Source organism: Caldisalinibacter kiritimatiensis (assembly GCF_000387765.1).
GTDB lineage: Bacteria > Bacillota > Clostridia > Tissierellales > Caldisalinibacteraceae > Caldisalinibacter > Caldisalinibacter kiritimatiensis.
The window spans coordinates 21,401-32,964 of record NZ_ARZA01000146.1; the positions used below are offsets into that span (position 1 = coordinate 21,401).

Sequence of the window (11,564 nt, forward strand, 5' to 3'; positions counted from 1 at the left end):
ATTATATAATGTTCAAAGGAATTTATTGCGTGCATCCGTAGCTCAGTAGGATAGAGCAGTGCCCTCCTAAGGCATGTGTCAGGGGTTCGAATCCTCTCGGGTGCACCATTTTTTTATGTCTTTATGTTGGATAATTAGCGTTATAGAAGACGTATATTATGACGTGAAAGGAAACGAAAAAATAGAATACCTTTTTTATCAATTTAAAATTGAAAATTTAAAATGTAAAATTATAAGATATAAAAATAACAAATCTTTTAGCTTTTCGCTATTTTCTACTACTCTAATCCCTAATCCATGTACTTCTTCTACGAAAAGCGAACAGCGAGTGGCGAAGACCCAAACCAAAGTCAAAAACATAAACAGGTGAGAAATATGGATAGTTATTTTATGAAGTTAGCATTAAAGGAAGCAAAAAAAGCTTATAATATAGATGAAGTTCCTATAGGAGCTGTAATTGTAAAAGATGGTAAGATAATATCTACAGGCTATAATTTAAGGGAGTCCTCAAAGGACCCCATAGCCCATGCAGAGATTATAGCTATACGTAAAGCAAGTGAAGTTTTAGGTGGATGGCGACTTATAGGATGTACTATGTATGTTACAATAGAGCCTTGTCCTATGTGTGCAGGAGCTATAATAAATTCTAGAATAGATAGACTTGTAATAGGAGCCAAAGACCCTAAAATGGGAGCCTGTGGCTCTGTAATAGATATAATTCAAAATCCTAAATTTAATCATAAAGTAGATGTTACATGGGGAGTATTAGAAGAGGAATGTTCATCTATAATGAAGAATTTTTTTAAAGAACTTAGAGAGAAAAAAAGACGATAAAAAGACGATTTTTGCTTCAAGGTTTTGAAGCAAAATCGTCTTTTTTGTTGTATAAGAGCATGTCTAGTTGAAGTATGGAGGAAAAGACGAAATCGACTTTGTTTAGAATCTGTCATATAAACTATGTTCCATTAAGAATGTTATCAAGAAGAAAAGAAGTTTTTTCATTATTTCACGTCCTCGTGCTTTTTATAAACTTTAACCTTATATTAATATAATATGCTTACTTTTAAAAAGCGGGATAGCAGCTTGGCTGCTTTTTATTTTTATAGCAGGAAATTTTTAGAATACGTCGAATACTATATGAGTATGTATATTAATATAATATTATTGGGTGTTTGGCTAGGAGGGATATTTTGTTTAACATCAAATCACATCCAAAAACATTATTTAATATTTTAATAACTTTTATTATTATAACATTAGTTTTGTCAGTTTTTATGTTATATACTTTTTCTGATAAAGAAAAAAATAATTTTATAGCACCTTTATTTATTTCTGTATTGGTAATTATATCTATTATCAAAATTATATTAATAAACAAGATACGGAATACGTTTAACCGTATAGAAGAAAAAAGGGAATTATATAGTAAAATATTAGAATCCATACCTAATGGTATCTTTGTACATAAAAAGCTTAAGTTTATTTATGGTAACAATTTTGGTGCTAAATTAATAGGTGCAGAAAATGCAGAACAGATTATCGGAAGACCAATAGAAGATTTTATAGAGTTAGATTATGAAAAAATAGGTGAAGAACGTATAAATAGAGCATTAAACGAACAGGAATTTAAACCTAAAATTGATAGATTATCACTTAAGCTAGAAGGAGAAAAAGTAGAAGTAGAGATACATACTAAGCCGTTACTTTTAAATGGTAAGGTAGCAGTATTAAATATTGTAAAAGATATTTCAGACCAAAGAAAGATAAATTATCTCCAAAAGAAAGTAAAAGAAAGTGAAGGTAAGTTAAGAAAAAGTTTAGAATATGATAATCAGCGAAATGAGTTTATCGCTAATATTTCCCATGAATTAAGAACTCCTCTGACTTTAATATTTGGAATAATACAAATGCTTCAAAGAGATTTAAGAAATTCTGTTAAAAAAAATAGCAATGCAGTTAAACACCTAGCCATATTAAAGCAAAATAGCTATAGATTATTAAGACTAGTTAATAACATAATTGATTTAAGTAAGATTGATGCTGGATATTTCAAAATAAAATTACAGAATTATAATATAGTTAGTGTAGTTGAGAATATTGTGTTATCAGTAGCAGAGCATGTAGAGGAAAAGGGCATAAGTCTTCAGTTTGATACAGATATCGAGGAGAAAGTTATAGCCTGTGACCCAGATAAAATAGAAAGAATTATGTTAAACCTTTTATCAAATTCTGTAAAGTTTACTGACCCTGGAGACAGTATAGATGTAAGTATTTCAGATAAAGGTGAAAACGTTGAGATAAGAGTAAAGGACACAGGAACAGGCATACCAAAGGAGAAGCTTGATTATATCTTTGATAGATTTAAACAAATAGATAAAACTTTAATTAGAAACTACGGCGGAAGTGGTATTGGACTATCATTAGTAAAGTCGTTTATAGATATGCATAAAGGTAATATTTCTGTAAATAGTGAATACGGAAAGGGAACTGAATTTGTTATAATCTTACCTTCTACAACAGTCAAGGGAGAAGAAAATAAATGTATTCAATCAAGAGTTAATAGTGAAAAATATGTAGAGAGGATAGAAGTTGAATTTTCTGATATATATTCATAAATATACAGTAAAAAGGGGATTGGTATGAAAGTAAAGGTTGCAAAATTAATTAGTATAATTACGGTGGTTCCTTTTATTGCTTTATTTATTTTAACTTTATTATATGTAAGTTATAAGAGTATATTTGCCAATAACTATTTGTGGTACTTAATTTCAGTTATATTTTTAACGGTTATACCATTTTCAGCTTATATATTAAAAAATATACTTCCTAATTATAAAAATCAAGGGAGAAAAGGAGAAAGAAAGCTAGCTTTCGTAATGGGGGTAATAGGTCAAATTACCGGTACTATAACGGCGTTTGTATTTGATGCACCTAAAGGAGTAAAAATAATATTTCTAGCTTATTTAATGTCAGGTATAGTATTATCATTTACTAATGGAGTTATAAAATTTAAAGCAAGTGGACATGCATGTGGTGTGTCTGGACCATTGACAATTTTAATATATTTTTTAGGTTTTAGATTATTATATACTTTTTTAATATTGCCTATTGTATTTTGGGCAAGATTAGTATTAGAAAGACACACTGTTAAAGAGTTAATATCAGGAACATTGATTGGAATGTTGTCCACTATTATAGTTTTAGTGTTTAACAATATTATCTAACATTTATATTAAGCGTACCCTAATTTTTCTCCCATGTTATATTTTTTCTATCCATTCTTTTATGATTTTTTCACAGTGGGATTTATTTTGTAGTGGTTTAACAAATTCTATTTCATCTATGAGATTATTATCATTTAAATATTTTTTCATATGATAAAATGTTTTGCCTTTACCTACTGCACAAGTACAAAATAGTCCTATATTTTTGTTTTTAATATTGTTATTTTTTAAAAAAGTCCTAATTGGTGGGCTCATACTCTTTTCCCATACAGGAGTTCCTATGAATATTGTGGAATATTCATCCAAAGATAGATTATAAAGTTTTAATTTAGGGTTAGTTTTAAAAAGAGCACGAAAACCTCCTATAATATACTTCATAACACCGCTAGTAGGTATTTCTTTTTTAGGTTTTATTTCTAGTAGGTCAGCTTTATACTCTTTTGCTAGAATTTCACTAATAAACTTTGTATTTCCTTCTAGAGAATAATATATAACTATAGATTTTGATTCCATTGTATCCCCCCTGGTAGTAAAATTTACACAGTTAAATTAAATTTATATTTTGCTTGTAAAGTCCTTGTTAGTAGTTCTTCCATAGCTTTAATATTACTATTATAAGTTTGTTTGTCGGCTGTATAAAGGTAGTGATTATGCATATATCCTTGTATTCCTAACAGTAGAATTTCTGAAATTCTCTGTGGATACGAAGTGTTAAAAACTTTCTCCTCTATACCTTGTTTTATAACATTTAATATTATAGGTTGAAATTTATTAAAGAAAGCCTTATCTAATTTAGCTTTAATTTTATACCCTGTATCAGATTTGAACTGTTGTGTGAATCGATTGTCTTCTATTTGTGTATAAAAAAGTTTTTTAAATATATTTTCCATTTTAGAATGGGCATCACTTTTTTCATTACTAATCTTTTTTATTTCCTTTTCTATATTATCTATATATCTTTTCAAAATGGAACTTAGTATTTCATCTTTTGATTTGAAATAATAGTAAAAAGTTCCCTTGGCTACTTTAGCTTCTTTAACTATTTGGTTAATTGAAGTATCATCAAAACCTTGTTTTAAAAATAGCTTTTCTGCTATGTTTAATAATTCTTTTTTTCTCTCTTCAGGCTTTTTACTAATTCTAACCATAAAATTTATTCCTTTCTAACATAATTTTTATCTAATAATAATATACTATACTGACTGACCGTCAGTCAATACAAAATAAAAAAATCAATTATCAACTTATTTAATATTATAAATAGTAAGATTAAAAAGGAGATTGATATTATGAAGCGGACTCTTATTTTATATGAAAGTAAGTATGGAGCAACTGAGGAAATAGTAAAAAACATGGCATACGTATTAGGACCTTGTAAGTATTGTACTACTGAAAACTTTAAGGAGGAATATAAAAAATTTGATTTCTTTGTTATAGGCTCTCCAGTATATTATGAACGTATAGATGATAGAATATATGAATTTACATTAAATAATAAAGCATGGTTACAGAACAAAACTATAGCTTTATTCTGTACTTGTATGGCTAAGAATGGTGATATATATCTAAATAATCTTAAAAGATTTTTAGGAAAAAGCGTTGTTCATGTAAAGACATTAGGAGGAAAAGTTAACTTAAAGTCTTTAGATAAATATGATTACAACAACTTGAAGTCGTTTTATAAAAGTATTAATATGCCTTTTAGGAGTATGGATTTATCTAATAAAGAAGAAGTTATAAAATATGCATTACATTTAAAAAGAATTAAAGACAGACTTTTTAGTAAAATGCCTAAAAGACAGTTGATAAGCTATATTGAAGAATTTCTATCAAATCATAATACTTGTACTTTAGCTACTTATTATAAAAGCAGGATACGCTCTACTCCTATTGAATATGTTTATAATAATAAAGCTTTGTATTTTCTTACAGAAGGTGGAGAAAAATTTTCAAATATATTGTTCAATACAGATGTTTCTATATCAATTTATGAACCTTATAAGGATATGAACTCATTAGCGGGTATGCAGATTTCAGGCAATGCTAATATAGTTAAAAGAAATAGTGATGAATATAATGAAATATTAAGGTTAAAGGGATTAAATCCTAGCGTTATAGCTAATCTTCCAGTGCTAATGAATATGATAAAAGTTATTCCAAACAAAATAGAATTTTTAAATTCTAAATTCAAGGGTATGGGATATGATGCTAAGCAAGTTTATGTTATAAAAAAGGAATCCTAGTATTTAGGATTCCTTAAAGTATTTACTTAAAGAACATATTTGTAACTCTATCTAATATACCATTCATATAAGCTATAGCTACACCGTAATTTGTTATAGGTACATTATATGATTGAGCACGTATTATTCTTGTCATCATTTGCTTTCTATTGAACATACAAGCACCACAGTGAATAATAAGATTATATTTACTTAAATCCTCAGGAAAGTCTGCTCCTGCATTTACTGTGATATCAAGGTTTGCTTTAGTTCTTTCTCTAAGCCAATTAGGAAGTTTTTCACGTCCAATATCTCCTTCAAGGGGGTGATGAGTACATGCTTCACCTATTAATACTTTATCTCCTGACTTTAACTCATCTATAGCCTTTGCACCTTTGATTAAAGTTTCTAAATCACCCTTATATCTGGCCATAAGGATTGAAAATGAAGTTAAAGGTACGTCTTCAGGTATAATACTGTTTACCTTAGCAAATACCTGTGAATCTGTTATTACAAGGTCAGGTTTTTTGTTCAGTACCTTCAATATATCTTCTAGCTCACTATCTTTAACTGTTAATGCCATTGCATCATGGTCCAATACGTCCCTTATAGTTTGTACTTGAGGTAATATAAGTCTACCCTTTGGTGCTTGAATATCTTGAGGTGCAACTAATATAACTGTATCTTTAGGTTTTACTATATCTCCTACTAATATTTTTCTTTCGAAATCTTTAGGAGCATAGATTTGTATAGCCTCTTTAAGTTTCCCTATGTTTGTTTTATTCTTTGCACTTAACATTATTAAAGGTATATCAAACTCTTCTTTTATTTTTATAGTATTAGGTTCAGTTATATCAATTTTATTTATAATCCCTATTATAGGTATTTTTCTTTCCTTTAACTCTTGATACCATTCCTTTTCTAGTGAAATATCTTCATTTTCTGAACTAAAAACTAGAAGGGCTAAATCTGTTTTATCCATTACTTCCTTTGTTTTTTGGATTCTCAATTGTCCTATTGACCCCTCATCATCTAGTCCAGCTGTATCTATGATAACTACTGGTCCTATAGGAAGAAGCTCCATTGCTTTATAAACAGGGTCTGTAGTTGTACCTGCTACATCTGATACTAAAGCAATATCCTGCCCTGTCAAAGCATTTATTAAACTTGATTTTCCTGAGTTTCTTTTACCGAAAATAGCTATGTGCATTCTATTGGCTCTTGGTGTGTTTATCATAAAAATCTCCTTTCCTCTAGAATCTTAAGTCTCTTTCACCTTTTTCTAATCTTTCAAGGTATTTAAGTGTAGCGTTTTTTGAAGATTCTTTTGGTATTTCACTTAAAGCTTTTTCGATAGTTTCTCTTCCTATTTCTTTAAGCTCATCATCAGCATAGTCTAGTAAGAACTCTTTAAATGTTAATATAGCGTTTGGTAAACATACATTGTGGATTTGACCATTTTTAGCAAGGGGCATAAATCTTTCACCAGTTCTACCTGCTCTATAACAAGCTGTACAATAGCTTGGTATATAATCGGATTTACATAGACTTTTTAATATTTCTATAGGGGAACGATGGTCTTCTACTTCAAATTGAGGTTTATCATCATGATGTTTCTTACCATATTCTTCGTAATAACCCCCAACTCCAGTACATGAACCGGCACTAATTTGTGATATACCAAGAGAAATAACTTCATCTCTATATTTTGGTGCTTCCCTTGTTGAAAGTATCATTCCTGTATAAGGTACTGCTAATCTTATCACTGCTACAATCTTTTTAAAGTCGTCATCTGAAACTAGATAAGGGAATTTGTTCATATCTACTCCTGCTGCAGCCCTTAATCTTGGTACAGAGATTGTGTGAGGGCCTACTCCGTAAACTCTATCAAGATGTTCTGAGTGCATTAATAAACCGATAGTTTCGTATTTATAGTCATAAAGACCATATAATACACCTAAACCTACATCATCAATTCCACCTTGGAATGCTCTGTCCATAGCTGTTGTATGCCAATTGTAGTCGTGTTTAGGTCCAGTTGGATGCATTTTTTCGTATGTTGGTCTATGATAAGATTCTTGAAATAATATATAAGTTCCTATTTCTGCATTCTTTAATTTCTTATAATTTTCAACTGTTGTAGCAGCTATGTTTACATTTATTCTTCTAATGCTACCATTATCAAATTTTATAGAGTATATAGTATCTATACATTCTAATATATAATCTATAGGACAATTTACAGGGTCCTCTCCTGCTTCTAAAGCTAATCTTTTATGTCCTAGTGATTCTAGAATTTTAACTTCTTCTTCAAGCTCTTTCATTGTAAGCTTCTTTCTTTTGAAATCTTTGTTAGAGTATTTATATCCACAGTATTCGCAGTTATTAACACAGTAGTTGCTTACATATAAAGGAGCGAAAAGTACAATTCTCTTTCCATATATGCTTTCCTTTATATGTCTTGCAGTTTGGAACATTTCTTCAAGTATATCATTATCATCTATATTTAAAAGTACTGCTGCTTCTTTGTAAGTTAATCCTTTAGCTTCCTTTGCTTTTTCTAATATACCTCTTACATATGATTTATCCTTTGCCTTTTCTTCACCAAACTTCATAGCATCTATAATTTCTGAATGTATAATAATGTCTTCAGCTCTAAATTCCTTCATTATTAAAACCCCCTTAATTGAATTTAAAATTGATTTGGCCAATCGCCAAGAGGCGAATAGCCAATGACGAATAACCATAATAAAAGCTAGACCTAAAGCTACTAACTACTAACAACGAGCTACTAATTAACAAATCGACGAAGTCGATTTTGTTATTGCATCACCTCTAGTATCAGATATTTTTCTTCCTAGCATTTTAATATAGTTTTCTATTTCTATTCTTTCTTCTTTTATGCCTATATCCTTAAGATTTGGATTAGGATATATTTCATATAGTTTTCTATATTTATAGGGTTGTACTTTACGCATAATTACGTTTGCTCCAGTATAAAATGCATTTTTTCTATCCTTTATATTTGTAACCTCTAATGATGTAGTTGTCGGTAAATGAACTCTTTTTAATAAAATCCTTGTGATTGCTAGTACCTTTAGGGTCAAATTTGTATCTCCAGGTAAGCTGTTTCTTAATTCTGTTTTAGGATGGGGTACAAAGGGACCTATTCCTGCCATGTCTACATCAAGTTCTTTTAAAAGCAATATATCCTTTGCTAGGGTTTCCAGTTTCTGTCCTGGAAGGTCTATCATAAAGCCACTTCCTACTTGATATTCTAGTTCTTTTAACCACTTTAAGTATTTAAGTCTATTTTTAAAGGACGAGTGGGGATGGAGATAATTATATAGCTTTTCGTCAGCTGTTTCATGTTTAAGTAAAAATCTATCTGCTCCATCTAATCGCCATTGTTTATAATCTTCATAATCCCTTTCTCCTACACTTAAAGTGATAGCAATATCTCCAATTTCTTTAATTTTGCGTATTATATATGAAATTTTATCTCGTGTGTACCATAAATCCTCCCCGGATTGAAGGACTACAGTTTTATATCCATTTTTATATGCTTTTTCTGCGTATTCTACTATTTCGTCAAGCTCCATTCTATATTTTGACAAGAAGGAGTTTTTTCTATTTAAACCACAGTATAGACAATCACATCTACAATAGTTTGAAAACTCTATTATTGCCCTTAGATGTATTTCGTCACCACAGTATTTTTTTCTTATTTCGTTAGCTTTTTTAAATAAATAGTCGGTATTGTCACAACTCAATATTTCTACTATTTCATTAATATCAGCTTTTGATGTTTCAACTATTTTATCTATAGTTGCTTTAATGCTCATAAAATCACCTATGCCTTAGTTAATGCAGATTTTACATTTACCCCTTGGATTCTTCCTAGTTTTCCTGTCATTGCACTTATGTCATCCGATGTTCCATCAACAATTAGTGATATTACAGAGAGATTTTTTTCTCTGTATGGAATCCCCATTCTACCAACAATTATCTCAGCATATTCATGAAGTATTAAGTTTACCTTTTCTGCATTAGTGATATCTTCTACAACTATACCTACAACTCCAATTCTCTTTTTCATCAATAATCCTCCTTTGGCATTGGAAATACAATAAAAAAACCTTCCGTAAAAGTGGAAGGTTTGAAGTCTATAACTTAAAGTACCTGTTTATATCCTATGTAAAAATAGATATACTTATCCCTAGGACATTAGGACATAAAAAGGCACAAGTTTAGCCATTTCTTCCTTCCCCTTTTACTTGGATATACCTCGTAATCAGGTTGGAGTTTTGGTTATCCACTATACCAGTAACATACCAGTACAGCAGATATCTTTGTTATAATTATAACAAACTCTAAATGAGTTGTCTATTGTTTTTGTTAAAATTATATTTGGTAAAACTTACTGTAGTTAAAGTAAGGTATTTAATATTAATAATATGATAGTAATGAAAATTAAATGATAAAATTTTTTTATGGTGTCTAAATTATAGACCTAAAACAACTGATTTTCAATTTTATCTACATTTAATATCTTAATAGATTTTCTATCAAAATCTATTAATCCATCTTTTTTCATTTTAATAAGTTCTCTAGATAGTGAAGGTCTAGGTATACCAAATTGGTCTGAAAGTTCTTTCTTTGTGTAATTAAGTTTGATTGTTAAGCTATTCTGTCTATTATATTCTTCTAAAAGATAATTGCATATTTTATCCCTTATAGTTTCATAGGATAAATTTTTTAACTTCGTACTTAACATGAATATTTTGTTTGAAAGTAATTCCATAAAATTATTTAAAATATATGTATTTGTTTTACAAAGCTCGATTATATAAGTTTTTGATATAAACATTACCTTTGAATTATTTGATGCTATTATTGTTGAAGGATACTTATGTACATCAGAAAAAATTATTACCTCTGCGAAAGAGTCACCTTCTTTTATCCTACTGACAGTAATAGTTTTACCAGAAGGATATATTTTTTGAACCTCAATACTACCCTTTATGACTATCCCTATACTATTACAGTTCTCCCCCTCTATAGCAATGGTTTCGTTTTTGGAGAAGGTTTTAATCTGATAATTTATATTTTGTAATAGTTTAACTATATGTTTTTCACTTAACCCTTTAAATAAAAAACATTTTGTAAGAATTTTTTCTATATTATCCATATAAACCATCCTTTATAAACAGAATTAGAAATGTAAAATTAGATTAGCTACTGGCTATTAACCAGCAAACCGAAGAAATTGGTTTTATTATAGTATATCAAAGTAAATAAACTAAAATAGATAAATATAATATAAAAACATTAAGTTTATATTTTTACATAAACATAAACTACATGAAATATATTCCTAATAATAGCTTTAAGTCCCTGAAATTAATGTGAAAATTAACATTTACTTAACTAGTTTTTTATGTGAATACTTTAAATTAATGATAAAATTATCCCTGCACTTTGATGTTTCTTATTACACTAGAAAGGTAGTTGATATTAAATGTATATAGACCATGTACAGTCAGGGAGTGTTTTAGGAAGGACTGTTTATATTAGTCAAAAGGGAATTTGGTTACACAGAGGTATTACATTGAATAAAGGACTAATAGAAGGATTAAAAAAACACGGTATTGAATACATTGAAATAAATAATGAAGATTATAAGGATTCAATTAGTGAAAACATAAAAATAGAAATAATAAAAACAATTTATGATTCATTTAATTATAATATAAAAAGAAATCTTATATTAAACCCATATAAAGAGAATAACGGAAAACAAATAAAGAAATATCTAAATGTCTTTGAAAACCTAAGTGAAGTTATATTGAAAAACAAACAAATATTGAGCAATCTAATGGAGATAAAATTATTTGATTTATCAACATATATACATAGTTGGAATGTTTGTATACTATGTATTATGCTAGGGGTTTCATTAGGATTAGATAATAGAGAATTAATGAATCTAGCAGTGGGTGCATTATTACATGATATAGGTAAATTGTTTATACCTGAAGATGTATTATTTAAAAAAGATAAATGTATTTGTCAAGTGAAAAATCCCCCAGAATTTAATTGAAACTTCCCCTAGTGG

At 28.9% G+C, this 11,564-nt stretch carries 12 protein-coding genes and 1 tRNA gene; 6 read left to right on the plus strand and 7 right to left on the minus strand.

Translation table 11 applies throughout. The features are described 5' to 3' along the window. Nucleotides 1–31 precede the first annotated feature (31 nt). From L21TH_RS07080 to L21TH_RS07095, 4 genes are all read left to right on the plus strand, one after another. A tRNA-Arg gene (locus tag L21TH_RS07080) sits at nt 32–108 on the plus strand. A 267-nt stretch (nt 109–375) separates the two neighbouring features. Continuing rightward, nucleotides 376–834 (plus strand): tRNA adenosine(34) deaminase TadA, encoded by a 459-nt coding sequence (tadA, locus tag L21TH_RS07085; protein ID WP_006312679.1) that lies wholly within the window; start codon nt 376–378, stop codon nt 832–834. Nucleotides 835–1,190: 356 nt separating this feature from the next. Next, nucleotides 1,191–2,615, plus strand: a complete 1,425-nt coding sequence (locus L21TH_RS07090) for a sensor histidine kinase (protein ID WP_006312680.1) — start codon at nt 1,191–1,193, stop codon at nt 2,613–2,615. A 24-nt stretch (nt 2,616–2,639) separates the two neighbouring features. Beyond that, nucleotides 2,640–3,224: a hypothetical protein gene (locus L21TH_RS07095; RefSeq protein WP_006312681.1), complete on the plus strand. Its 585-nt coding sequence runs from the start codon at nt 2,640–2,642 to the stop codon at nt 3,222–3,224. 36 nt (nt 3,225–3,260) lie between these two features. Here the strand turns inward: L21TH_RS07095 and L21TH_RS07100 are convergent, their stop codons facing one another. Then, entirely contained in the window at nt 3,261–3,737 is a 477-nt protein-coding gene (locus L21TH_RS07100) for a flavodoxin (RefSeq protein ID WP_006312682.1), read from the minus strand. A 23-nt stretch (nt 3,738–3,760) separates the two neighbouring features. Next, nucleotides 3,761–4,372, minus strand: coding sequence for a TetR/AcrR family transcriptional regulator (locus L21TH_RS07105; protein ID WP_006312684.1), 612 nt, complete (start codon nt 4,370–4,372; stop codon nt 3,761–3,763). Between the two features lie 141 nt (nt 4,373–4,513). On the opposite strand from L21TH_RS07105, the gene L21TH_RS07110 reads away from it, so the two are divergent. Continuing rightward, nucleotides 4,514–5,467, plus strand: coding sequence for a flavodoxin domain-containing protein (locus L21TH_RS07110; protein WP_006312689.1), 954 nt, complete (start codon nt 4,514–4,516; stop codon nt 5,465–5,467). A gap of 22 nt (nt 5,468–5,489) precedes the next feature. Here L21TH_RS07110 and hydF read toward each other — a convergent pair whose 3' ends face one another. From hydF to L21TH_RS07135, 5 genes are all read right to left on the minus strand, one after another. Next, complete coding sequence (hydF, locus tag L21TH_RS07115) at nt 5,490–6,683, minus strand: [FeFe] hydrogenase H-cluster maturation GTPase HydF (RefSeq protein ID WP_006312690.1); 1,194 nt, start codon at nt 6,681–6,683, stop codon at nt 5,490–5,492. Nucleotides 6,684–6,699: 16 nt separating this feature from the next. Further along, nucleotides 6,700–8,115, minus strand: a complete 1,416-nt coding sequence (hydG, locus tag L21TH_RS07120) for a [FeFe] hydrogenase H-cluster radical SAM maturase HydG (protein WP_006312691.1) — start codon at nt 8,113–8,115, stop codon at nt 6,700–6,702. Nucleotides 8,116–8,241: 126 nt separating this feature from the next. Next, nucleotides 8,242–9,291, minus strand: a complete 1,050-nt coding sequence (gene hydE, locus L21TH_RS07125) for a [FeFe] hydrogenase H-cluster radical SAM maturase HydE (protein ID WP_006312692.1) — start codon at nt 9,289–9,291, stop codon at nt 8,242–8,244. 8 nt (nt 9,292–9,299) lie between these two features. Beyond that, a complete protein-coding gene (locus L21TH_RS07130) occupies nt 9,300–9,545 on the minus strand; it encodes a TM1266 family iron-only hydrogenase system putative regulator (RefSeq protein WP_006312693.1) in 246 nt (81 codons plus the stop codon). A 414-nt stretch (nt 9,546–9,959) separates the two neighbouring features. Beyond that, on the minus strand, nt 9,960–10,637 hold the full coding sequence (locus L21TH_RS07135) for a Crp/Fnr family transcriptional regulator (RefSeq protein WP_006312694.1): 678 nt from the start codon (nt 10,635–10,637) through the stop codon (nt 9,960–9,962). Between the two features lie 420 nt (nt 10,638–11,057). Between L21TH_RS07135 and L21TH_RS07140 the strand changes: the two genes are divergently transcribed. Further along, nucleotides 11,058–11,549 carry an HD-GYP domain-containing protein gene (locus L21TH_RS07140; protein ID WP_162138488.1) on the plus strand — a complete coding sequence of 164 codons (492 nt, stop codon included), beginning with the start codon at nt 11,058–11,060 and terminating at the stop codon, nt 11,547–11,549. Nucleotides 11,550–11,564: the final 15 nt, after the last annotated feature.

Excerpts from the sequence above, each read along its gene's own strand:
- tadA (WP_006312679.1), top strand. The coding sequence starts at position 376 with ATGGATAGTTATTTTATGAAGTTAGCATTAAAGGAAGCAAAAAAAGCT.
- L21TH_RS07095 (WP_006312681.1), top strand. The coding sequence starts at position 2,640 with ATGAAAGTAAAGGTTGCAAAATTAATTAGTATAATTACGGTGGTTCCT.
- L21TH_RS07100 (WP_006312682.1), bottom strand. The coding sequence starts at position 3,737 with ATGGAATCAAAATCTATAGTTATATATTATTCTCTAGAAGGAAATACA.
- L21TH_RS07105 (WP_006312684.1), bottom strand. The coding sequence starts at position 4,372 with ATGGTTAGAATTAGTAAAAAGCCTGAAGAGAGAAAAAAAGAATTATTA.
- L21TH_RS07110 (WP_006312689.1), top strand. The coding sequence starts at position 4,514 with ATGAAGCGGACTCTTATTTTATATGAAAGTAAGTATGGAGCAACTGAG.
- hydF (WP_006312690.1), bottom strand. The coding sequence starts at position 6,683 with ATGATAAACACACCAAGAGCCAATAGAATGCACATAGCTATTTTCGGT.
- hydG (WP_006312691.1), bottom strand. The coding sequence starts at position 8,115 with ATGAAGGAATTTAGAGCTGAAGACATTATTATACATTCAGAAATTATA.
- hydE (WP_006312692.1), bottom strand. The coding sequence starts at position 9,291 with ATGAGCATTAAAGCAACTATAGATAAAATAGTTGAAACATCAAAAGCT.
- L21TH_RS07130 (WP_006312693.1), bottom strand. The coding sequence starts at position 9,545 with ATGAAAAAGAGAATTGGAGTTGTAGGTATAGTTGTAGAAGATATCACT.
- L21TH_RS07135 (WP_006312694.1), bottom strand. The coding sequence starts at position 10,637 with ATGGATAATATAGAAAAAATTCTTACAAAATGTTTTTTATTTAAAGGG.